Consider the following 20,426-nt stretch of genomic DNA (forward strand, 5'->3'; position numbering starts at 1 on the left):
CCGCGGCACGACGCCCATGATCCGGGCGGATCCGGGTAGCGGTGGGGTGGAGGCGGACACCATGAAGACCTCGGATTCGTACCTTGCGGATATCCGCGGCACCGAGCGCGCGAGCGCGCTGGCCCGAGCCGCGCGGCGGGTGTTCGACGACGGCGAAGTGCACGATCTCGTCGACCAGTTGATGCGCCGGATGGAGTCCGTGGACCCCGACAGCAAGGCGTACGCGCGGTTCGCGACATGCGTGGTCGAACTGGTCACCGCACCGCCGCGCGGCGCAGGCACCGGTTCTGGCACCGCGTCCTGAACGATCCGGCCGCAGGGCGTCGCGCGATCGCGGCAGGCTCAGGCCACCCTCGCGACCCGCTGCTGCGCTTCGACTCCGTCGCGCAGTTGCGCAAGGATGCGCGTGATGAGCCGGGAGACGTGCATCTGGGAGATGCCGAGGCGTTCGCCGATCTGGCTCTGGGTGAGGTCCTCCCAGAACCGCAGGCGCAGTATCGTGCGGTCGCGCTCGTCGAGTCCGGCGATCAGCGGCTTGACGGACTCGCGCAAGTCGACGAGTTCCAGGCCGGCTTCGGTGTAGCCGATGATGTCCGCGAGCGGGCGGGCATCGGTGCCGCCGGAGGGCGGGGCGTCGAGCGAGCCGACGGTGTACGCGCGGTCGGCGTCGCGCCCGTTGTCGACCTCGTCCTTCGTCAGGCCGGTGTGCGCGGCGATCTCGTCCTCGGTGGCCTCGCGTCCGAGCTGCTGCTGGAGTTCGTCGGCGGCGCGGGTGACCTTGAGGTAGTTCTCCTGCTGGCTGCGGGGGACGTGCACGGCCCAGGAGGTGTCGCGGAAGAAGCGCTTGATCTCGCCGCGGACGGTGGGCAGCGCGAACCTCGCGAAGTCGCCGCCGTACGCCGGGTCATAGGCGTTGATCGCCTTGATCAGGCCCACCATGCCGGTCTGGACGACGTCTTCGTAGGTGTCCCGGTTGCGGTAGCGCCGCGCCTCGTACAGGACCAGGCGGAAATTGGCGCTCACGATCGCGCTGCGCACCCGGCTGTAGAGCTCCGTGCCCTCCTCGGCTTCCTGGAGGACGACCAGCAGTTCCGCGGTGGCGGCGCGCGCGGCGGGCGTCGCCAGGCTGCGCAATCGGTCCGGATCCCATTCCCAGATGCGTTCATCGGAAGGTGCGGGCTGGGACGGCACGGCAGCGTTGCGGGTTGCTTCGGCTATCGCTCGACGGGGTGCGACGAGGGTGGGTGTCACGGTTCGTCTCCTTCCAGCAGGGGCGAACAGAGCCACAGCTCCGGGTCGCGGAGACAGATACCCGACACCAAATTCCTGAAACAAAGTTCGGGAATTTTTGTTCAGCGAACGCGCCGCGGGCATGCCGAAATTGAGCTCGGCACCCCTGCCAAATGGGGACAAAAAGTAACGAAAGTGGCGGCCATTCAGGCTCGCGAGTTTTGCCCGCCCGACCCGGAACCGACCGTCCCGGCGGACTCCCCGGATCACCCGGATCCGCCGGGACAGTCGGTTCGACCGGATCAATCGCGCCGGTCGGGATCGTCCTGCTGGGCGGGCGTCCGGCCCCAGCCGGCGGGCATCTCGTCGTCCGGTCCCGGTTCGGCGGCCTTCGTGTAGAGCAGCGCAAGCAGGTCCTCGACCGGCTTGCCCGCCTCGCCCCGGTGCCGCAGCCGCGTACCCGGGACGACGTAGTAGACCGTCCGGCGGCCGTTGCGGGTGCGGGTGATGTATCCGGCCTGCTCCAGGTCCAGAAGGATCGACTGCACGGCCCGCTCGGTCACTTCGCACCGCGCCGCGATCTCCCGGACCCGGATCTCCGGCTCGGCAGCGACCGCACCCAGCACGCGCGCATGCTGGGTCAGGAACGTCCAGGAACTGCGCAGGCGGGGGCCGTTCTCGTCCATCCGCCTATCGTAGGTTTTCGGCTTTTCCGCCGTCCAAGAACCGGGCGTGTCGACTCGTCGCGTCGTGCGCTCGCGCGCCGGGGTGCTCATGCTTCTCCGATCGGTACTGCGCCGTGCAGGATCGTCGCGGCCTGCGCCGCGGCCTCGAGCCGGGCGTTGAACACCCGGGCGCATTCCTGCTCCGTCCCCTCGTCCGCATCCTCGGGCCAGGTGCCCGGGGGGACGATCTCCACCACCGCCCGGCCGCTCTCGCCGGATGCGGTCAGCCAGCCTTCGGTGAGCGGCGTAGGCGTTTCCGGCCGCCACACGAACCGGTCGCCGGCCATGCACAGCGCCTCGAAGCACCCGTCCCGCACCCGGACTTCCGCGCTCGTGTCCGGCGGATCGCCCACCGATAGCAGGAAGCCCGACTCGTAGGCCTGGTCCAGGAGTCGCGGGTAACGCGTGGCGGCGGCCTCGACGACCACCATTGCGGTCCGGGGGCCGGTGTCCGAAGCGCACAGGACGAACGCCATGCGCAGTTGCGTGGATGCCGACGCGGGCGGGTGTGTGCTCATCTTCCTTCTCCCTAGCTTTCACCGGGTCGGGGTGTTTTCCAGCCGCTACCCAGGTCGTCCGAGGAAAAGCAGGACCGCCGCACCGAGCACCGCGGCCCGGGCGTCCGCCGCGCATCCGGAGGGCCATGTGCGCGGCGCGTCCGGGCCCTGCGCACAGGACGTCCCGGACATGTGTAGGACGCCCGGGCACGGGCAGCCGCCCGGTGCCGGAGCGGCCGCCGCCCCCGCCGGCCGCGCCGGTTCTGCCCTTTGTGCCGCCGCGGGGCCCGACCCTTGGAGAGGCCACGATGACCCTCACAATCCGCGAAGTCATGACCGAGACCCCCGTCACGATGGACGCCAAGGCCTCCATCGGCGACGCGGCCAGGTGCATGCGCGATGACGACATCGGCGATGTCCTCGTCACCGACGGTGAAAAGCTGTACGGCGTGGTCACCGACCGCGACCTGGTGGTCCGTGCCATGGCCAAGCAGCAGGACCTGGAGCAGACCGCGGTCGGCAGCATCGCCAGCCGCAGCATGGTCACGGTCGCCCCCGACGACGCCGTCGACCATGCCGTCCACGTGATGCGCACGCATGCCCTGCGGCGCCTTCCGGTGGTCGACGGCGAACGCCTCGTCGGCATCGTCTCGCTCGGCGACCTGGCGAGGGAGAAGGATCCGACGTCGGCTCTGGCCGACATCAGCGCCGCCGAACCCAATGCATGACGGCGACGCGGGCCCGGCGGACGACTGCTGAGAGACGCCGCGGGGGCGCTTGCGTTCCCCGTCGGCCGGGTACCGGCGCGGATGTCCCGTATCGGGCGGGGCATTCGGCTCGGAGTCAGGCGCGTCCGTGAAAACTGCCGTCCTCGTCATCGACATGATCAACACGTATGGGCACGACGATGCGGAGCTGCTCGTGCCCTCGGTGCGGCACGTGCTTCCGGCCGTCGGCGCCCTGATCGGCAGGGCGCGTGAAGAAGGCATCGATGTCATCTACGTCAACGACAACTTCGGGCTGTGGCGGTCCGACCGCGCCGAGGTGGTGCGGACGGCCGTGGACGGGCCGTACGGCGACCTGGTGCGCCCGGTCGCCCCGGACGAGGACGCGCTGTTCGTGCTGAAGACCCGCCACTCCGCCTTCTTCCGGACGCCGCTGGACTACCTGCTGGACCAGCGGGGGGTGGGCCACGTGGTGCTGTGCGGGCAGGTCACCGAGCAATGCGTGCTCTACTCGGCGGTCGACGCGCACGTGCGCCACCTTGCGGTGACCGTCGCCGAGGACGCGGTCGCGCACATCCATGCGGATCTGGCGCAGGCCGCGCTGCGCATGATGGAGCGCAACCTCGGCGCGCGGGTCTGCCCGGGGGACCGCGCCGAGCTGGTCTGAGGTACGCATGCGGTCGGCGCCCCCGGGTAGCGGCGCGGCATGCGAGCCTTGATCGTCAATTGCACCCTGAAGCCGCCCCCGGAGGACTCGAACACGGAAGCCCTCGCGGCCGTGGTCGCCGACGCGATGCGGGAGCGGGACGTCGACGTCTCGACCGTCCGCGCGGTGGACTTCGACATCAAACCGGGCGTCTCGGCCGACATGGGCTCGGGAGACGCCTGGCCGGCGATACGCGAACAGGTTCTGGACTCCCGCATCCTGGTGATCGCGTCGCCGACCTGGCTGGGCCGCCCGTCGTCCGTCGCGCAGCGCGTGCTGGAGCGGTTGGACGCCATGCTCGGCGAGACCGACGACGACGGCGTGCCGGTCGCGTACAACCGCGTCGTCGGCGTCGTGGTGACCGGCAACGAGGACGGCGCCCACCACGTCGTCAGCGAGATCACCGGCGCGCTCGGGGACATCGGCTTCACGACGCCGGGCCAGGCGTGGACGTACTGGCACCTCGGCCCCGGCCCGGGGCCCGACTACCTCGAAGAGCAGCGCGGGCACGAATGGGCGCACAAGACCGGGCGTGCGATGGCCGCGAATCTGGTGGGCGTGGCCCGGGCGCTGGAGGCAATGCCCCTGAGCGCCCCGCCCGAGTGACCGCGCCCGCACCCGTCAGCCCCAGCCACCCCCCATATGGCAGGAGACGCCCCATGGCCGACCCCGCACGAGACGTCCCCCGGACCGCTCCCCCGCGGCCGACGCAGCCGCCCGATGTCCCCGCGGACGCCCCCATCGGCCGGCTGGTGAGCGATGCGTCCGCGCAGCTCTCGCAGCTGGTCCGCGATGAAATGCGGCTCGCCGAGGCCGAGATGGCCCGCAAGGGCAAGCGCCTCGGAGCCGGCGGAGGGCTCGTCGGCGGCGCCGCGGCCCTCGGCTTCATCACCGTGCAAGCTCTCGTCGCGACGGTGATCGCCGCGCTGGCGCTGGCCCTGCCGGTATGGGCGGCCGCCCTGATCACCACAGCGGTCCTGCTCGCCGCCACCGCGGCCCTGGCCCTCGCCGGCAAACGGGACATCGACAAGGCGCTGCCGCCGATTCCGGAGCGCGCCATCGACAGTACGAAGGCCGATGTGGCCGAAATCAAGGAAAGGGCACACCGATGAGCGCTGACAAGTCCCACCACGAACACGCCCCCAGTCCCGAGGAGTTGCGCGAGCGCATCGAGGGAACCCGCGAACAGCTCGGCGCCACTGTCGAGGCGCTCGCCGCCAAGGCGGATGTGAAGGCGCGCGCCAAGGGCGCTGCCGCGGGTGCCAAGCAGCAGGTGCGCGAGACGACTTCGCACGCGGCCGCGGCCGTCAAGGGCACCGCGGAGCAGGCCGCCCACGCGGTCCGCGGCAAGACCCCCGACTCGGTCGCCGACGCGGCCTCGCGGGCCGGCCACCAGGTCGCCGCCACCGCGTCCGATCTTGCGGGCACCGTGCGCGAGAACACCCCTGATCCGGTCGTCGACACGGCGCGCCGGGCCTCGGGCGCGATGCGGGACCGGCGTGTCCAGACGGCGGCGGTCGTGGCGCTGGTCACCGTGCTGGTGGTGTGGCGGGCCCGCAACGGCCGTTGATCGATCCGGCGGCCGCCGCGGATCCGCCGGCTCCGGCCGCGCGTAGAGGTGACATCAAGGCAAGGTGACATCAAGACAACAGGAGGCCCGGGCGCAGCAGTTGCTGTGCCCGGGCCTCCTGTTTCACATCCGGTCCGAGTACGTCGGGTACCGGGCAGGCGGCTCAGCCCGGCCAGGTGCCGGACATCCGGCGTACCGCGGTGGCGCCGCCCCGGTCGGTCGCGGCCTTCACGACCGCGAAGATAGCGCCTTGAATCGCGGCGGCCAGGAGGATCTCCTGCCACTGGCGGTTCTCGTCCATGGCGTCGGGGGCGTCGTCGTCGTGGCCGAGGGCCTTCCAGGTCTGCTTGAACAGGGCGCCCGCGGCCATGCCGGCCAGCGCGCCGACGAGCAGGCCGACGGGCCGGTACGCGATCTTCGCGGTGTTCATCGCTTGCTCCTTCCGACAGCTTCCGAAGTTCCGGGCTGACCGCCGGTCACCCGGGGAGGGTCTCGCCGCCGATGGGGGTGAGGACTTCGCCGGTGTAGTAGCTGGACAGCCGCTCCGCGGCGAAGAACACGTAGGACGGGGCGATCTCGTCGGGTTCGGCGGCGCGCCCCATAGGCGCCTGCTCGCCGAAGGACGCGACGCGCTCGGCCGGGAAGGTGGCCGGGATCAGCGGTGTCCACACCGGCCCCGGGGCCACGCAGTTGACCCGGATGCCGCGTTCGCGCAGCGCCTGGGACAGGGCGTACGTCAGGGCCAGCACCGCGCCCTTGCTCGCCGAGTAGTCGATGAGCGTCGCGTTGCCGCGGAGCCCGTTGATCGAGGACGTGTTGATGATCGCCGAGCCTTTCCGCAGGTGCGGCAGGGCGGCCTTGGTGGTCCAGAAGTAGCTGTGCACGTTGACCCGGAAGGTGTGCTCCCACGTCTCGGAGTCCAGGTCGGCGAAGTCCTCGACCGGCTCCTGGTACGCGCAGTTGTTGACCAGCAGGTCGAGCCCGCTCAGCCCTTCGGCCGCGGCGGCCACCAGTGTGCGGCAGGGCTCCTCGGACGACAGGTCGGCGCGGTGCACGATGCAGCGGCGTCCTTCGGCCTCGACCAGGCGGGCGGTGTGCGCGGCGTCCTCGTCCTCGGCTTCGGAGAGATAGCCGATCGCGACGTCCGCGCCTTCCTTGGCGAAGGCCACCGCGACCGCGCGCCCGATCCCGGAGTCGCCGCCGGTGATCAGCGCGCGGCGGCCCGCCAGCAGGCCGCTGCCGGTGTAGTCGGCCATGGCATCCCTGGGACGGGGCTCCATAGCCTCCGTCACGCCGGGGTACGGCTGCTCCTGGGCGGGTATGTCGGTGTGTCCGGTCGTGGGGGTCATGGCGCCTCTCCATCGTGGTGCGGGTGCCGCGGGCACGCGCGGGTCAGTGCCGGCCTCGCGCCGATTCCGATGCCCCGCCGAACAACCGGGCAAGGGCCCGGAACGGCAGGGTCACAACCGTTGCGATGGCACTGCCGATCTTGCGCAGGACGTCGCCTATCGCCTTGAACATGAGGGCCTCCCTGAGCCGGCGCTGATGCCGAATCCACGGTCATCTCAGCGGCTGCCCCTGTTCCCCGGACGGAAACGGCGGTCCGGCCAGTGCCCGGGCCGGGTCAGCCCGCTTCGACGCCGGTGGCGGAGTGCGGGGCGCCGACCGGCTTCGACTCCGGGGAGCCGCGCTGGCGCAGGTAGATCGACAGGATCACCATCGAGGCGATCGCCAGGAGCTCGGACTGCCAGTTCTGCAGTGTGCGGTTCCAGAAGTCGGCCGAGGCGACGTACTGGGCCCAGCCGACCGGCGCCTGGAGGTCGCGGAGCCGCTGCTCGTTGAACGCGGCGGTGCCGGTGACCGACTGGGCCAGCCAGCACAGGACGAAGATCGTGCCCATCACCAGGCCGAGGGAGCGGGAGTAGAGGCTCTGCCGCCACCCGCGGGCTCCGGCCCACGCGGGCGATTCCGGCGTCGCGTGCGGTCCCATCCGCTGTTCCTCGTCGGTCCCCCGGCCTGCCGTGCCGAGCTTCTTCGACTCGGGGGAACCGCGCTGCAGCAGCCAGATCGTCGCGGTGATGTAGAGGAAGAACTGCAGGTACTCGGACTGCCAGTTCTCGGTGACGTCGACCGCGAAGTCGGAGGAGGTCACGTACTCCGCGACCGAGATCTCGGCGAAGCCGCCGACCGCGAGCTGGTCGTTGAACTCCGCGCACCCGGCCAGCGCCTGGCCGACGAGGGTGACAAGGAATGCCGCGAGGAAGGCCAGCCCGAGGGCATTGTCGCGCAGGAATCCGCCCGTCCGGCGCGCGGCGGTCATCGCTGCATCAGCCCGAGCGCGGTGAAGTAGGCCAGGCCTGACGCGATGAGCAGCAGGCAGAGGACGAACAGCGTACGCACGTCTGTCACCGGCCCTTGATGTCGCACCGGTACGGCCGTTCGTGCGGCTGCTCCTGGCAGCCGGCCGCGACCACACGCCAGCCGCCGGGGAACCGGGCGAGGAAGACGGTGTCGTCGGCGAAGACGACCCGGGCCTGGTTTCCCTGCACATTCGTCCGACTGGCGGAGCCGCCTGCGGCGGGTAGTTCCTGCTCGCCGAGTGCCTGCGCACACTCGGCTTTGCCGGCCTGCGCGACTTCCTCGCGCGTGGCGGGCGCCAACCCTTCGCACGCCGCAGCGGTGTCCCCGTCGTGGAGGGCTCGGCGGAAGCCGACCGCGGCGGCAGCGGCGTCGCCCTGCCGTTCGGACAGGGAGGCGCAGCCGGCGACCGCCAGCAGGGCCGCGGTCAGGACCGCGGTCCGCACGCACAGGGTCGGCTTCGGCACGTGCGCGCTCCTGCCGCTGGGGCGTTCCATAGAGCGGTCAGCGTAGGCATACCGACCTGCGGACCGGCCCGCGCGGGACGGGCGCGTCGGACGGAAGTACCCGCTTGCAGTAGTGAGCCGTGCCGGGCCGTCAGCCTTCGACGATGCTGCGGACGTTGTCGATGCCGCCGCATTTCTCGGCCAGTCCTCGGACGGTCACGGCTGCAGCAGCACCTTGACGCAGCCGTCGCGCTTGTCGCGGAACATCTCGTACGCCTCCGGCGCCTGCCCGAGCGGCACCCGGTGAGTGGCGAACTCCTCGGTGCCCAGCGGGTCGTCGTCGGTGAGCAGGGGCAGCATGTCGTCGACCCAGCGGCGGACGTTGGCCTGCCCCATGCGGAGCTGGATCTGCTTGTCGAAGAGGGTGAGCATCGGCAGCGGGTCGGCCATGCCGCCGTAGACACCGACCACCGAGAGCGTCCCGCCGCGGCGCACCATGTCGATGCCCGCGTACAGCGCACTCAGCCGGTCGACGCCCGCCTTGCGCATGAGCTTCTCGGCAAGCCGGTCGGGCAGGAAGCCGGTCACCTGCTGCGCGGCCTTGGCGACCGGTGCCCCGTGGGCCTCCATGCCGACCGCGTCGACGACCGCGTCCGGGCCGCGCCCGGAGGTCGCCTCGCGTACGGCCGCCGCGATGTCGTCATGATCGCGCAGGTCCAGCGCCTGCGCGCCGCGTGCCTCCGCGCGCCGAAGGCGCTCCTGGACGCGGTCCACCGCGATGACGCGGATGTCTCCGCGGTGCGCGGCGATGCGTACGGCCATGTCGCCGATGGGCCCGAGTCCGAGGACCGCGAGGGTGCCGCCTTTGGGGACGTCGGCGTACGCGACGGCCTGCCACGCGGTGGGCAGCACGTCGGACAGGTAGACGAAGCGGTCGTCCGGCGGGCCGTCCGGCACCTTGATGGGGAGGTGGTCGCCGAACGGTACGCGGAGCAGCTCGGCCTGGCCGCCGGGGACCGATCCGTACAGCCGGGTATAGCCGAACAGCGAGCCTCCGGTGCCCTGTTCGCGGTTCTGGGTGGTCTCGCACTGGGAGTGCAGGCCTTGGCCGCACATGAAGCAGGTGCCGCACGAGACGTTGAAGGGGACGACGACGCGGTCGCCCGCCTTCAGGGTCCTCACCTCCGCGCCGACCTCCTCGACGACGCCCATCGCCTCGTGGCCGAGGATGTCGCCCGCGGTGAGGAAGGGCCCGAGCACCTCGTACAGATGCAGGTCCGATCCGCAGATGCCGGTGGAGGTCACGCGGACGATCACGTCGGTCTGCTCCCGGATCACCGGGTCGGGCACGCTCTCCACCCGGACGTCCTTGCGACCTTGCCAGGTCACGGCTTTCATGGCTGCTCCTTCAGTGCTGTCGGAATCTCGGCCGGCGTTTCTGCGGTCAGGTGGCCCGGGGCTCATTGAACCGGCGGGCGGCGCGTTCGCCGAGGACAGTTGCCTTGCGCACCCAGGCGGCGGTCCCGCCGGCCCGGGCGACGATGCCCGGGAGGTCTTCACCCGCGGGCGCCTCGGGCGGTGCGTCGGGCAGGGCCCGGGCGGCCAAGGCCATGAAGCGTCCGGTCGTCGCGGGGGCGACGCCATGGGCCAGGACGGCGGCTTTCGCGGCGGGTGTGAGGACGAGTTCCGCGCGGCCGCGGGCGGCGGCCCGGACGATGGCCCGGGCGGCGCGTTCGGCGTCCATGGAGAGCAGCGGCATCGACGCGGCGGCGGCGAACCAGGCGTACTCGCGTTCGGCGCGGCCGCCGAAGCGGGCGGCGCGGTGCGAGCCGGTGCGCATGAGGCCGGGGACCACGGTGGTGACGGCGATGCCGGTCCCGGCGGTCTCGGCGCGCAAGCCCTCGGAGAATCCGACGGCGGCGAACTTGGCGCATGCGTAAGGCAGGAGGTGCGGGGCGGCGATGCGGCCGCCGAGCGAGGTCACGTTGGCGATCCGGGCCTGGTCCCGGGCCCGCAGTCCGGGCAGCAGGGCGAGGGTGAGCCGCATCGGGCCCAGGAACATCACGTCCATCGCGGACTGGAACTGCTCGGGCGTCAGTGCTTCCAAAGGCGCGACCGAGATGATCCCGGCGTTGTTGACCAGGGCATCGAGGTCGCCGAAGTGCTCGCCCAGGTCGGCGACGAGTTCGTCGACGCGGTCGGGTTCGCCCAGGTCGCAGACGAAGACCGCGGGCCGGTGGCCGGTCGCGTTCTCGATCTGATCGGCCGCCCGGCCGAGTTCGGCCTTGTCGCGGGCGCAGATCGCCACCCGGGCGCCGGCTGCGGCGAGTTCGCGGGCGATCAGCAGCCCGAGGCCGCGGGAACCGCCCGTGACCAGGGCCGTCCGGCCGCGGAACCATACGGGGGTGCGGCGGAGGGCAGCCGGTATGTGCACAGGCGTGGTGGCCATCGTGGCCTCCCTTCCGGGACATGCCGTCCCGTGCCCGGCCGCTGTCCGCTCCCGCAGCCCGCAAACCCGGGCGGCCGGGGACCGGACAGGTGTTTGCCGCTCCTGGCAGCGGACAGCCGCTCGTTATGACGACCACGCGCCACCACCCGCAGACTGTCGTGGTCACCGGGGCGACCGGTGGCGTCGGGCGAGCCGTGGTGCGCCGTTTCGCGGCGCGCGGCGACCGCCTGGTGCTGGTGGCCCGCGGGCGAGCCGGTCTGGATGCGGCGCTGGCCGAGGCCATGTCCGCGGGTGCGGACGCGATCGCCGTACAGGCCGATGTCGCGGATCCGGCCGCAATGGAGGCAGTGGCCGTGGCGGCCGTGGCCACCTTCGGACGGATCGACGTATGGGTCAACAACGCGTTCGTCGGGGTGTTCGCGCCGTTCACGCAGGTCACGGCCGTGGAGTTCAAGCGCGTGACGGAAGTGACCTACCTCGGCTACGTGTACGGGGCGCAGGCGGCCTTGCGCCGCATGGTCCCGGCCGACCACGGCACCCTGGTCCACGTAGGCTCGGCAATCGCCTACCGGGGCATCCCGCTGCAGACCGCGTACAGCGGCGCGAAACACGCGCTGCAGGGCTGGCACGAGGCGCTGCGCTGCGAGTTGCTGCACTCGGGCACGAATGTACGGACCACCATGGTGCACCTGCCGGCCGTCAACACCCCGCAGTTCGACTGGGTCCGATCCAGGCTGCCGCGCGGCGCCCGGCCGGTGCCGCCGATCCACCAGCCGGAGGTGGCCGCGCGGGCGATCGTCCACGCGGCGGACCACCCCGGGCGCCGGGAGTACTGGGTCGGGGCCAGCACCGCGGCGACGTTGATCGCCAACGCGGTGGCGCCCGGGATTTTGGACCGGTACTTGGCCCGCACCGGCTACGCCGCGCAGCAGACCGATGAGCCGCGGGCTGCCGATGGCAGCGCACTCGGCAATCTGTGGCGGCCCGTGGACGAGTACCGCGACCACGGAGCGCACGGCCGCTTCGACGACCACGCCCAGGCGCACAGCGTCCAGGCCTGGGCGTCCCGCCACCACGGCACGATGGCGGCAGTAATGGTGCTGGCCGCCGCCACCGTGCTGTGGCGGCGGCGTCGCTGACCGCCTCCGTTCACCGGTGCGGGCCCGTCACCGCCCGAAGGCGAGCGCACCCGTCTTCCCGGAGCGGGGCTTGAGTCCTTCGCAGGACAGGCCGCCCGGTTCGCCGGTTTCGAAGTACGCGACCAAGTGGCTTGTGCAGTCCGGGGCGTAGAGCACGGATCCGTGGGCGAAGTCCTTGACCGTGAAGACGGTTCCGCCGATGCGTTCGCGCATCTGCCCGGTCCACGGATACGGCGTCAGATACTCGTTCACGTGCCCGGACAGGACCGGCGACCCGCCGCGTCCGAGTTCGAAGCGCTGGGGAGGCAGGGTCCAGCCGGCGCACATGGGGCGCTGTACCGTCCAGGCCCCGGTGACGGGGTGGTCGCGGAGGTGGTCGCGGTACTCGTCCCAGAGCGGCTCGAGTGCGCGCGTGCTGGTGTCCTCGTTGCACAGGTACGCCAATTGCGCGGTGGCGTTGAACGGTTCGGGTGCGCCTTCGGGAGGTGGCGGCGGGCCTTCGCCGAGGCCGCCCGCGACCTGCTTGACCGATGCGGGGGCCGGGCCGCCGTCGACCGCGGTCCGCAGGTCGTGCAGGACCTGCGCGGCCTGTTCGTACTCCAGGTCGACGGCCGAGGCGAGGAACGCGACCAGGAGGCCGTCGAGCGGGGTCGCGATATCGGTGAACCGCCAGGGGTCCGCGTCCGCGCGGCGCCGCATCGCCAGGACCTCGGCTGCGACCTCCTGTGCCGTGCCGCCGAGGCCGTAGGTGCTGTTCCGGTCGGCGAGCCATTGCGCGAAAAGGCCGAAGTTCCGTTCCACGATCCCGGCGGTGAAACCGAAGCGGTACGCAAGGTCGTGGGCACGCGGGGAGACCACGCTGTCCAGCCACATCCGACCGGTCCTGGCGGGGAACATGCTGCGGTACACCGCGCCGAGCTGGGTCCCCCAGGAGACGCCGACGAAGTTCATCACCGGTTCGCGCAGCGCTTTGCGGACCAGGTCGAGGTCGCGAGCAGCGTCGGCCGTGGTCAGCCGGGCCAGGAAGCGCGCGTTCGAGGCGGAGCAGGCGGCGTTGTCCGCGGCGGTGCCTGCGTACCGCGCGGCGAATTCCGCTCGGGTGAGCGGGCCGGTGCCCGCTTCCCCGGCTCCGCCGCCGGGGTCGCCCGGACAGCTGTGCGAGGTGCTGTAGCCGACGCCGCGCGGATCGAAGCCGATCAGGTCGTACTTGTCGTTGAGCCGGGCGGCGGCCTGGTTGTCGACGATGGTCGTGATCGGCATCAGGTAGCCGCCGGCGCCCGGGCCTCCGGGGTTCATCGCGAGCACGCCGAGCCGGTTCGCCCGGTCCTTGGCCTTGAGCCGGGTCAGCGCGACGGAGATCCGCTCGCCGCCCGGCTGCCGGTGGTCCAGCGGCACACTGACGGTCCCGCATTCCGTGCGCGCCCAGAGCTCGCGGAACCGGGCCTGGTCGTCGGGTCGGATGCCCAGGAAGCCGAGGGTCTCGTCGGAGTACTGCGGGCAGGCCTGCCATGCGACGGCCGCGGCGGCGGGGGAACTCCCGGGGCCGGGCGTCGCGGTGCGGGCAGCGGCGATGCCGGAGCCCGCGAGGGTGAAACCCAGGCCGATGGCGGCGGCCAGGGCGGTCGGACGTCTGCGGCGCAACATCACACTCTTCTCTCGCGAGGAATCCACTGCTCGGTCCTCCGAGTTCTACGGGCCGACCGGCAACAGCACGGCTACGGACACTGTTGTCCGGCTGTTAACCCCGGCCCCCGCATACTGTGCGGATGCGGGTCTCGGAACACTGGCGGAGATGGTCGATCCGGACGCGTCTGACCTTGGTCTACGCGGCCCTGTCCCTGGCTTCGGGGACGGTTCTCATGGCGCTCATGGCGTTCCTGTTCTTCCGTCAGCCGCTTCTGGTCACGATGAAACCGGTCGATCCGCCGCAGCCGCCGATGCCGCCCGGCACCCGGTCCGCCGTCGTGGACGCCGTCGAACTCCTCCCGGTGAACGCGACCGTCACCCCGACCGGGGAGACGCTCCGGGTGTTCTTCGTCGAGGCGGCGGCCGGCCTGGCGGTGATGGCGGTGATCTCGACTGCGATCGGCTGGATCGTGGCCGACCGCGTGCTGCGCCCGCTGCGGACCATGACGTCGAAGACCCGGCTGATCTCGGCGCGGAATCTCCACGAGCGCCTTGCCCTCCCCGGTCCCCGCGACGAGCTTTCGGAACTCGGCGACACCATCGACCAGTTGCTCGCGCGCCTGCAGGCCGCGTTCGATGCGCAGCGGGGCTTCGTGGCCAACGCCTCGCATGAGCTGCGCACGCCGCTGGCCATGATGCGGACCTCGGTGGACGTCGCCGAAGGCAAGCCCGCGCCGGTTCCCCGGGAAGTCACTGTGCTCGCCGGCAAGCTCCGCGAAGGCCTCGACACCGCCGACCGGCTGCTGGCCGGGCTCCTGCTCCTCGCCCGCGCCCAGAGCGACGGCTTGGCGGGGATCGAGCGCGTCTCGCTGGCCGCGCTGGCCGCGGCGGCGATCGACGCCCGCGGCACCGCCATCGCCGCACAAGGCCTCTCCGTCGAGCTCCGCGGCGACGACGCGTACGTCAGCGGGAATCCCATGCTGCTCGCGGGCCTGGTCGAGAACCTCGTCGACAATGCGGTCTGCCACAACGAGCCGGACGGCCGGCTCGGCATCACCGCGCGGACGCACGGCCCGCGCGTCCGCCTGGTGGTGGAGAACAGCGGGGAACGGCTCGACCCCGAGGCGGTGGGACTCCTGGGCCGGCCGTTCCAGCGGCTCGGCGCGGACCGTACGTCGCGCCCGGGCACCGGGCTCGGCCTGTCCATCGTCGCCGCGATCGCCGCCGCGCACGGCGGTGTCTGGCGCGCCTCGGCCCGGCCGCAAGGCGGACTGCGCGTGGAGGTGGAACTGTGAGGATCCTGGTCGTCGAGGACGTCCGGCGTCTCGCCGACGACATCGCCGAGGGACTGCGGGACCAGGGCATGGCCGTCGACGTGGCGTACGACGGGACATCGGCGTCCGAAAAAGTGGACATGCACGCCTACGACGTCGTCGTGCTGGACCGCGACCTGCCCGGACTGCACGGCGACGTCCTGTGCCGGCAGATCACCGGCGCCGAGGACCCGGCCATGGTGATCATGCTGACCGCATCGGGCGCGCCCGGCGAACGCGTGTCGGGGCTGCGCATCGGTGCGGACGACTACCTCGCCAAGCCGTTCCACTTCCCCGAACTGGTCCTGCGCGTCCAGGCCCTGGCCCGCCGGAAACCGACGGCCCGGCCCCGCATCCTGAAGCGGGCGGACATCGAACTCGATCCGGTCATGCGCACGGCGACCCGGCACGGCTGCCCGGTGCGGCTCTCGCCCAAGGAGTTCTCGGTGCTGGAGGCCCTCATGCGCGCCGCGCCGGTGCCGCTGGGCACCGAGCAGCTCCTGGAGCAGGTGTGGGACGAGAACGCCGATCCGTTCACGAAGACCGTCCCGGTCACCATCGGCCGCCTGCGCCGCAAGCTCGGGGCGCCCGAGGCGATCGCCACCATTCCGGGCGCAGGGTACGCCATCGCGGATTGAGCCCTCGTCGGAGAACGCGGCTTCAGATCCGGGCGAGACGACGCTGTTCGGCCTTGGCCCGTACCTTCGGGAGCTTCTCCTCGGCCCGCTCGGCGGCGCGCTGTTCTGCGGCGTAGAGGAGACCGTAGGCGAAGGTGTCGGCGCCCTCGGCGTGGGCATCGGCGGCCCGGGTGCGGAGCATGTCGCGGGCGACGACCGAGTCCTGGTGCTCGCCGAGCAGGCGCTGGACGGCTTTGGTGCGCTTGGCGAACCGGGCGGCGTTCGCTCCCGTGTGGCCGCTGATCGGGATGGCGACTTCGGCGGCGTAGCGGGCGCGTTTGGCGGCTTTGCGGGTCGCGTGCAAGGCGGTGTCGCGGTCGCCTGGGTCGGTCGCGGAGTCGATGCGCGCGGCGCGGCGGGCGAGGCGGCGCTGTTCCTTGCGGACGACCTTGCGCAGCTCGCGGGGTGCCTTGCGGTCGGCACGTCCGGGACGGAACGGTGGCGAGGACACGAGGAGTTCGAGGCGGTCGAGGAGCCGGAAATAGCGCTTGCGGTTCAGGTCTTCGACGGCCGACAGGCGTTTCTGCTGGTACGCGGTGCTCTCGGCGGCGTCGATGCGCGAAGCGGCGTCGGCGAGTTCGAAGCACGTGGACTCGTCGGCCTCGCACAGTTCGGTGGCCGTGGAGAGGACCCGCGCCGCCAGGACCTGGTGGTCGCGCGCCTCGCCCAGGGAGCGGCCCAGGTCGCGCAGTTCGTCGGCGATCGGGTCGGTGACCCTGCGGTCGAAGCAGCGCCGGTACGAGCGGAGCAGGCTGCGCAGGCGGCGGGCCGCGACGCGCATGTCGTGCACGCCTTCCGGGTCGTCCAGCCGGACGCCGGGGTCGGCGGCGAGCAGGGCGTCGCGCTGCGTGGCGATGCGGGCGTGCACGGCGTGGCCGATGCTGCCGGGCCGGGCGGCGCGCGAGGGGGTGGCGCTTGCCGGGGCGGCTCCGGTGTCGGCAAAGGCACGGGCCGCCTTGGAGGGCGCGTCGGAGCGGTGCCAGCCGGCATCGGACAGCTGCGTCTCGACGGCGTCGAGCAGGGCGGCGGCCTCGGCGGCTTCGTTGTTCTCGGCCGCCTTGCCGCTCTTGCTCGACTTCCCGTTCTTGCCGTTCTTGCCGTTCTTGCTGTTCTTGCTGTTCTTGCTGTTCTTGCCGTTCTTCGGCGGTTCGACTTCGACTTCGACTTCGAGTTCGGACCACGCGGTGATGTACCCCGGGCGGCGCAGGAGCTCGGCGGCGACGTGGTCGTGTGCGACCTCGGCGAGCCGGGCGCCCTTCCGGTCGAGCAGGTGCTCGCGTTCGCGGCGGGTGCGCAGGCGCAGCACCGGGATGACGGCCGCACCGCGCGCGACGGCAATAACGCGGACCGCGAGGGCCTCGGGCAGCACGTCGTCCCCGGTGTCCGGCCAGGCGGTCTCCTCGCGCCGGTCGCCGTCCAGCGGGCGCTTGAGGTGCCAGCCGGCGTCGTGGCCGCCGCGGCGCCGCCGCAGCGTCGTGCCGTGGGCGAGAAGGCGCAGGTCGTGCGTGTCGTAGTAGACCGCGTCGAGTTCCTCGTCCGCGGCCGGCACGACCTGGCCGACGCCCGGCAGCGCCCGCGTGTCGAGCCGCGGGCCGGCCGCGCCGCCTTCGAACTTGCGTTCCGTCTCGATCCCGGGACCACCCATGACGGGCCGCTGCCCAGATGCGGCCAGGGCATTCGGCGCGGCGGGGCCGAGTCGGCGCGGGGCGTCAGCGGACCCGGACCGCGACCACGCACGTGTCGTCGTCGGTGTCCGCGCGGCTGTGCGCGAGCAGGTGGTCGAGGAGCTCGCCGACGCTGCCGTCGCGGCCGCGGGCCTGCACGAGCAGTTCGGCGACGGCCTCGACCACGCTGCGGTCACGGCGTTCGACCAGGCCGTCGGTGTACAGGAGCAGCGTGTCGCCAGGGCGCAGGGTCAGTTCTGCGTCCTCGTAGGACGCGTCGTCGAGGGCGCCCAGCAGGATGCCGCGGGGCGGGACCAGCACGGCCGCCTCGCCGTCGCGCAGGAGCACCGGCGGCGGGTGTCCGGCGGCGGCCCAGCGCAGGACGCGCGTCTGCGGGTCGTACAGCGCGCACACCGCGCTCGCGGTGGTGTGCTCGGCGAGGTGGTGGGCCGCGGTGTTCAGCCAGCCGAGCAGCCGCCCGGGCGGCTCGCCGGTGACCGCGAGGCCGCGCAGCGCGTGGCGGAGGATGAGCATGCAGGTCGCGGCGTCGATCCCGTGCCCGGCCACGTCGCCCACGCACAGCAGGATCCGGGACGTCGGCATGATCACCGCGTCGTACCAGTCGCCGCCGACGGCCGTGTCGGATTCCGCCGGGCGGTAGCGGGCTGCCACATCGAGGTCGGCGGAGTCGAGGGGTTCCTGGTCGGGCGGCATGATGGCGCGCTGGAGCTGCCGGGCGAGGCGGTTGCTCTCGACGGTCTCGCGTTCGGAGACGGCGAGGCGGTCGCGGGTGGCGTCCAGCGCGACCTCGGTCCAGTACTGCGCGGAGACGTCCTGCTGGATGCCGCGGACGCCGATCGGACGGCCGTCCTCGCCGGCCACGGGCTCGGCCACGACGCGCACGTGGCGGACGGTCTCCGGGTCCGCCGCGAGCCGGAACACCGTGGCGGCCGGGCGGTGCTGGGCCAGCACGGTACGCAGGAACCGGGCAAGGGTGTCGGCGTCGTCCGGGTGGGCGCGCGCCGGCAGGTCGGCAAGTCGGAACGGCCCTGCGCCGGGCGGCAGGCCGTGGAGTTCGTGGAGCCCGTCCGTCCAGGTGACGGCGCCGGTCACGGCATCCTCGTGGAACGCGCCGATGCGGCCGAGCCGTTGCGTGTCGCGGAGCAGGTCGGCGGCGGTGTTCTCGGGGGCGCGGACGCGCCAGCGCACGAGCACGCAGTCGCCGTGCCGGGTCGCGGACAGGTCCATGGCGGCGCCGGGCGGGGCGCCGGGCACCAGCGCGGCAAGTGGCAGGCCTTCGGCATGGGACGGGCGGCCGGTGGCGTAGACGTGTTCGATCCGGGCGGACAGCCCCTCGGCCGCGGCGGATTCGGGGTAGTGGGCGCTCAGACGGGTGCCGAGCACGGCGCGCGCGGGCGGTGAACCTGCGGCGGCGTAGCGGTCGTTGGCGTGGTGGACCCGGAAGTCGGCGAGTCGGCCGTCCGGGGCGTGCAGCGGGACAAGGACCCAGGCCGGGTCGGGCAGGCTGTCGGCGAGGGCAACGGTCTCGGCGGTGCCGTCCGGGGTGCCCTCGGCGCTGCGCGGCGTGCGCGCCGCGTTGCCTGGCGTGTGCGCGGCGCTGATCGGGTCGTCGGCGCCCGGTGGGTCGGTGAGCGTCCGGGCGCACAGCGCCGCCAGCGACTCCAGGCGGCGGTGCACGGACTCCGGACCGGGCGCGACGGGATGCGCCCAGGCGATCTCCAGGACGCCGCGTACCCGGCCTCCGGCGACCGCGGGCACGGCCACCCGGGCGCCGGCGACCTCGGCTGCGCCGATGGAGGCCAGGGCGGCGTACGGAGTCGCGTACGGTCCGGCGGGTGCGCCCGTTTCGGCCCATCCTGCGCCGCCGGCCAGCCGGGGCAGCCACACGGTCGCACGTCCGGCCACGGCCCGGCCGGCCGGGGTGGCGACGCCCGGCGGCACGTACCGCCAGCCGGCTGCGGCACTTTCGGTGAACCCGGCGTGGCCGCGGAGCCGGAGCGAGCCGTCGGCGGCGAGGCTCCACAAGGCAACGGCCGCGGCACCGAGGGTGGGCAGGACGTCCGCGGCAATGGCGTCGACGGCCGTCTGCGGGTCGCTTCGAGACGCCAGCACGCCGCTCTCCCCCGCCCCGGGAACCGGCGCCGCGGAGGTCCCGGCGGCGGCGGTGGCATGGGACGCGCCCGCACCGGGGGTTTGCGGGAGAGCCGCAGCAGTGACATCGCCGCCCGGCTGGGGGTCGCCGCCGGATGCCGGCAGCCCGCCCTCCTCCGCTGCCCGAAACGGTGCCGCTGTGGCGCCTGCCGACGAATTTCCAGGCGCTGCGGTCGCCTTGCGGGCAGCCCCCGTACCGAGGTTTTGCCGGACGTCCGCGCCAAGCTCGTCTTCACCCAGTGCGGGCGGGCCGCTCTCCCCCGCAGCAGGGACGGCCTGCACGGGATCGCCGGCCGAAGTGCCGGGGGCCGCGGTCGCCTTGCGGGACACCCCCGTGCCGAGAGTTTCCGTGACGTCGGTGCCAGCGCCGTCGCCGCCCGTTGCCGGACGGCTATCCTCCCCCGCGGCAGGGACGGCCTCCGCAGGAGTGCGTGCCGAAGTGCCGGGAGCTGCGGTCGCCTTGCGGGGCGCCCCCGTGCCGAGGGTGTGCGCGACGTCCGCGCCAACGCCGTCGCCGCCCTGTGCCGGACGGCTGCTCTCCTCCACGGCGGGAACCGGTGCTGCAGGGGTGCCGACCGGATCACCATGGCCTGACGCTGCGGCAGGTGGCATCGCTGCGTCAAAGTCTGCGGACGGCGGAGTCGCGACGCCAGAGCCTTCGCCACCCGTCGGCACGGCGCCCTCCGCAGCACCCGCGACGATGTCGGCGGCCAAGCCGACGACATCGACCCCTGCTCGGTCGGCGAGATCCGCGAGGAGCCGCGCAGCCTCGGCGGCGGAGCAGCGGCCCTGCCCGACCAGGACGCCGCGGGCGGTGTCGAGGAGTGCTCGGTCGGCGTCCAGCGCGCGAGCGGCGGCAAGTTCGCCGCGCAGCCGGACGACCGCGGAGGCCAGGCGGGCCGCGGAGGCGGCACCCGGGTCGGTCGCCTCCGGGGTGGTGTCAGCAGCGGTGTCCGACCCGCCGGAGCCCCCGCCCTGGGGAGGCGAGCTCCGAACCGGAGCGTCGGGCCCGGCGCCGCTTTCCGCACCCACCGCAGAGCCCTCCTCACGCGCGGCGGCGGCCTCCTCGCGCGCGGGTCCGTCGCCGGTGCCCCTCATCCGGTCCTCCCGGCCCGTGCCCGGCGCAAGC

The 20,426-nt window shown here is 72.7% G+C and carries 22 protein-coding genes and 1 pseudogene; 9 read left to right on the forward strand and 14 right to left on the reverse strand.

Annotated elements, in window-relative coordinates:
* Positions 1 to 304, forward strand: a 304-nt coding sequence (locus LZ495_RS40215) for a hypothetical protein (RefSeq protein WP_235058188.1), incomplete at its 5' end; no start/stop codon positions are given.
* 38 nt (positions 305 to 342) lie between these two features.
* On the opposite strand, the gene LZ495_RS40220 is transcribed toward LZ495_RS40215, so the two are convergent.
* The 3 genes from LZ495_RS40220 to LZ495_RS40230 all read right to left on the reverse strand — a co-directional run bounded on the left by LZ495_RS40220 (position 343) and on the right by LZ495_RS40230 (position 2,473).
* Positions 343 to 1,251 (reverse strand): SigB/SigF/SigG family RNA polymerase sigma factor, encoded by a 909-nt coding sequence (locus tag LZ495_RS40220; RefSeq protein WP_235058189.1) that lies wholly within the window; start codon positions 1,249 to 1,251, stop codon positions 343 to 345.
* Between the two features lie 281 nt (positions 1,252 to 1,532).
* Positions 1,533 to 1,916 (reverse strand): MarR family transcriptional regulator, encoded by a 384-nt coding sequence (locus LZ495_RS40225; RefSeq protein WP_235058190.1) that lies wholly within the window; start codon positions 1,914 to 1,916, stop codon positions 1,533 to 1,535.
* A gap of 86 nt (positions 1,917 to 2,002) precedes the next feature.
* Complete coding sequence (locus LZ495_RS40230; protein WP_235058191.1) at positions 2,003 to 2,473, reverse strand: hypothetical protein; 471 nt, start codon at positions 2,471 to 2,473, stop codon at positions 2,003 to 2,005.
* 311 nt (positions 2,474 to 2,784) lie between these two features.
* Here LZ495_RS40230 and LZ495_RS40235 point away from each other — a divergent pair, with 311 nt between their 5' ends.
* From LZ495_RS40235 to LZ495_RS40255, 5 genes are all read left to right on the forward strand, one after another.
* Positions 2,785 to 3,180 (forward strand): CBS domain-containing protein, encoded by a 396-nt coding sequence (locus LZ495_RS40235; RefSeq protein WP_372498713.1) that lies wholly within the window; start codon positions 2,785 to 2,787, stop codon positions 3,178 to 3,180.
* Between the two features lie 127 nt (positions 3,181 to 3,307).
* Positions 3,308 to 3,844, forward strand: coding sequence for a cysteine hydrolase family protein (locus LZ495_RS40240; RefSeq protein WP_308268843.1), 537 nt, complete (start codon positions 3,308 to 3,310; stop codon positions 3,842 to 3,844).
* A 39-nt stretch (positions 3,845 to 3,883) separates the two neighbouring features.
* Positions 3,884 to 4,489 (forward strand): flavodoxin family protein, encoded by a 606-nt coding sequence (locus LZ495_RS40245; RefSeq protein ID WP_235058193.1) that lies wholly within the window; start codon positions 3,884 to 3,886, stop codon positions 4,487 to 4,489.
* A 53-nt stretch (positions 4,490 to 4,542) separates the two neighbouring features.
* Entirely contained in the window at positions 4,543 to 4,995 is a 453-nt protein-coding gene (locus tag LZ495_RS40250) for a phage holin family protein (RefSeq protein ID WP_235058194.1), read from the forward strand.
* The gene (locus LZ495_RS40255; protein WP_235058195.1) at positions 4,992 to 5,453 is read left to right on the forward strand and encodes a DUF3618 domain-containing protein; all 462 of its coding nucleotides are present in this window, start codon (positions 4,992 to 4,994) and stop codon (positions 5,451 to 5,453) included. The genes LZ495_RS40250 and LZ495_RS40255 overlap by 4 nt, the downstream gene beginning before the upstream one ends.
* 163 nt (positions 5,454 to 5,616) lie before the next feature.
* On the opposite strand, the gene LZ495_RS40260 is transcribed toward LZ495_RS40255, so the two are convergent.
* The 7 genes from LZ495_RS40260 to LZ495_RS40285 all read right to left on the reverse strand — a co-directional run bounded on the left by LZ495_RS40260 (position 5,617) and on the right by LZ495_RS40285 (position 10,706).
* Positions 5,617 to 5,883 carry a DUF4235 domain-containing protein gene (locus tag LZ495_RS40260; RefSeq protein WP_235058196.1) on the reverse strand — a complete coding sequence of 89 codons (267 nt, stop codon included), beginning with the start codon at positions 5,881 to 5,883 and terminating at the stop codon, positions 5,617 to 5,619.
* 46 nt (positions 5,884 to 5,929) lie between these two features.
* A complete protein-coding gene (locus tag LZ495_RS40265; protein WP_235058197.1) occupies positions 5,930 to 6,802 on the reverse strand; it encodes an SDR family oxidoreductase in 873 nt (290 codons plus the stop codon).
* A 43-nt stretch (positions 6,803 to 6,845) separates the two neighbouring features.
* The gene (locus tag LZ495_RS44485; protein WP_268823979.1) at positions 6,846 to 6,974 is read right to left on the reverse strand and encodes an LPFR motif small protein; all 129 of its coding nucleotides are present in this window, start codon (positions 6,972 to 6,974) and stop codon (positions 6,846 to 6,848) included.
* A gap of 103 nt (positions 6,975 to 7,077) precedes the next feature.
* Complete coding sequence (locus LZ495_RS40270) at positions 7,078 to 7,773, reverse strand: DUF6766 family protein (protein WP_235058198.1); 696 nt, start codon at positions 7,771 to 7,773, stop codon at positions 7,078 to 7,080.
* An 85-nt stretch (positions 7,774 to 7,858) separates the two neighbouring features.
* Positions 7,859 to 8,278 (reverse strand): hypothetical protein, encoded by a 420-nt coding sequence (locus tag LZ495_RS40275; RefSeq protein WP_235058199.1) that lies wholly within the window; start codon positions 8,276 to 8,278, stop codon positions 7,859 to 7,861.
* Positions 8,279 to 8,473: 195 nt separating this feature from the next.
* Entirely contained in the window at positions 8,474 to 9,655 is a 1,182-nt protein-coding gene (locus LZ495_RS40280) for a zinc-dependent alcohol dehydrogenase (protein WP_235058200.1), read from the reverse strand.
* A gap of 46 nt (positions 9,656 to 9,701) precedes the next feature.
* Positions 9,702 to 10,706, reverse strand: a complete 1,005-nt coding sequence (locus LZ495_RS40285) for an SDR family NAD(P)-dependent oxidoreductase (protein WP_235058201.1) — start codon at positions 10,704 to 10,706, stop codon at positions 9,702 to 9,704.
* Between the two features lie 125 nt (positions 10,707 to 10,831).
* Here LZ495_RS40285 and LZ495_RS40290 point away from each other — a divergent pair, with 125 nt between their 5' ends.
* Positions 10,832 to 11,845 (forward strand): SDR family oxidoreductase, encoded by a 1,014-nt coding sequence (locus LZ495_RS40290; RefSeq protein ID WP_235058202.1) that lies wholly within the window; start codon positions 10,832 to 10,834, stop codon positions 11,843 to 11,845.
* A gap of 27 nt (positions 11,846 to 11,872) precedes the next feature.
* On the opposite strand, the gene LZ495_RS40295 is transcribed toward LZ495_RS40290, so the two are convergent.
* The gene (locus LZ495_RS40295) at positions 11,873 to 13,489 is read right to left on the reverse strand and encodes an alpha/beta fold hydrolase (protein ID WP_235058203.1); all 1,617 of its coding nucleotides are present in this window, start codon (positions 13,487 to 13,489) and stop codon (positions 11,873 to 11,875) included.
* Between the two features lie 122 nt (positions 13,490 to 13,611).
* On the opposite strand from LZ495_RS40295, the gene LZ495_RS40300 reads away from it, so the two are divergent.
* Both LZ495_RS40300 and LZ495_RS40305 read left to right on the forward strand, forming a co-directional pair.
* Positions 13,612 to 14,766, forward strand: coding sequence for a sensor histidine kinase (locus LZ495_RS40300; RefSeq protein WP_235058204.1), 1,155 nt, complete (start codon positions 13,612 to 13,614; stop codon positions 14,764 to 14,766).
* Positions 14,763 to 15,422 carry a response regulator transcription factor gene (locus LZ495_RS40305; RefSeq protein WP_235058205.1) on the forward strand — a complete coding sequence of 220 codons (660 nt, stop codon included), beginning with the start codon at positions 14,763 to 14,765 and terminating at the stop codon, positions 15,420 to 15,422. Before LZ495_RS40300 ends, LZ495_RS40305 begins: the two co-directional genes overlap by 4 nt.
* A gap of 22 nt (positions 15,423 to 15,444) precedes the next feature.
* On the opposite strand, the gene LZ495_RS40310 is transcribed toward LZ495_RS40305, so the two are convergent.
* The 3 genes and pseudogenes from LZ495_RS40310 to LZ495_RS45415 all read right to left on the reverse strand — a co-directional run.
* Positions 15,445 to 17,106 carry a CYTH and CHAD domain-containing protein gene (locus tag LZ495_RS40310; RefSeq protein WP_235058206.1) on the reverse strand — a complete coding sequence of 554 codons (1,662 nt, stop codon included), beginning with the start codon at positions 17,104 to 17,106 and terminating at the stop codon, positions 15,445 to 15,447.
* A 64-nt stretch (positions 17,107 to 17,170) separates the two neighbouring features.
* On the reverse strand, positions 17,171 to 19,258 hold the full coding sequence (locus LZ495_RS40315; RefSeq protein WP_235058207.1) for a SpoIIE family protein phosphatase: 2,088 nt from the start codon (positions 19,256 to 19,258) through the stop codon (positions 17,171 to 17,173).
* Positions 19,259 to 20,005: 747 nt separating this feature from the next.
* Positions 20,006 to 20,395: pseudogene (locus tag LZ495_RS45415) on the reverse strand (ANTAR domain-containing protein); the annotation flags it as partial.
* Positions 20,396 to 20,426 lie beyond the last annotated feature (31 nt).

Source organism: Yinghuangia soli (assembly GCF_021502675.1).
Taxonomy (GTDB): domain Bacteria; phylum Actinomycetota; class Actinomycetes; order Streptomycetales; family Streptomycetaceae; genus Yinghuangia; species Yinghuangia soli.

What these genes read in the sequence shown, in the direction of transcription:
- LZ495_RS40260 (WP_235058196.1), bottom strand. Translation starts at nt 5,883, where the DNA reads ATGAACACCGCGAAGATCGCGTACCGGCCCGTCGGCCTGCTCGTCGGC.
- LZ495_RS40235 (WP_372498713.1), top strand. Translation starts at nt 2,785, where the DNA reads ATGACCGAGACCCCCGTCACGATGGACGCCAAGGCCTCCATCGGCGAC.
- LZ495_RS40265 (WP_235058197.1), bottom strand. Translation starts at nt 6,802, where the DNA reads ATGACCCCCACGACCGGACACACCGACATACCCGCCCAGGAGCAGCCG.
- LZ495_RS40280 (WP_235058200.1), bottom strand. Translation starts at nt 9,655, where the DNA reads ATGAAAGCCGTGACCTGGCAAGGTCGCAAGGACGTCCGGGTGGAGAGC.
- LZ495_RS40300 (WP_235058204.1), top strand. Translation starts at nt 13,612, where the DNA reads ATGCGGGTCTCGGAACACTGGCGGAGATGGTCGATCCGGACGCGTCTG.
- LZ495_RS40310 (WP_235058206.1), bottom strand. Translation starts at nt 17,106, where the DNA reads ATGGGTGGTCCCGGGATCGAGACGGAACGCAAGTTCGAAGGCGGCGCG.
- LZ495_RS40290 (WP_235058202.1), top strand. Translation starts at nt 10,832, where the DNA reads ATGACGACCACGCGCCACCACCCGCAGACTGTCGTGGTCACCGGGGCG.
- LZ495_RS40270 (WP_235058198.1), bottom strand. Translation starts at nt 7,773, where the DNA reads ATGACCGCCGCGCGCCGGACGGGCGGATTCCTGCGCGACAATGCCCTC.
- LZ495_RS40255 (WP_235058195.1), top strand. Translation starts at nt 4,992, where the DNA reads ATGAGCGCTGACAAGTCCCACCACGAACACGCCCCCAGTCCCGAGGAG.
- LZ495_RS40295 (WP_235058203.1), bottom strand. Translation starts at nt 13,489, where the DNA reads ATGTTGCGCCGCAGACGTCCGACCGCCCTGGCCGCCGCCATCGGCCTG.
- LZ495_RS44485 (WP_268823979.1), bottom strand. Translation starts at nt 6,974, where the DNA reads ATGTTCAAGGCGATAGGCGACGTCCTGCGCAAGATCGGCAGTGCCATC.
- LZ495_RS40245 (WP_235058193.1), top strand. Translation starts at nt 3,884, where the DNA reads ATGCGAGCCTTGATCGTCAATTGCACCCTGAAGCCGCCCCCGGAGGAC.
- LZ495_RS40230 (WP_235058191.1), bottom strand. Translation starts at nt 2,473, where the DNA reads ATGAGCACACACCCGCCCGCGTCGGCATCCACGCAACTGCGCATGGCG.
- LZ495_RS40250 (WP_235058194.1), top strand. Translation starts at nt 4,543, where the DNA reads ATGGCCGACCCCGCACGAGACGTCCCCCGGACCGCTCCCCCGCGGCCG.
- LZ495_RS40225 (WP_235058190.1), bottom strand. Translation starts at nt 1,916, where the DNA reads ATGGACGAGAACGGCCCCCGCCTGCGCAGTTCCTGGACGTTCCTGACC.
- LZ495_RS40285 (WP_235058201.1), bottom strand. Translation starts at nt 10,706, where the DNA reads ATGGCCACCACGCCTGTGCACATACCGGCTGCCCTCCGCCGCACCCCC.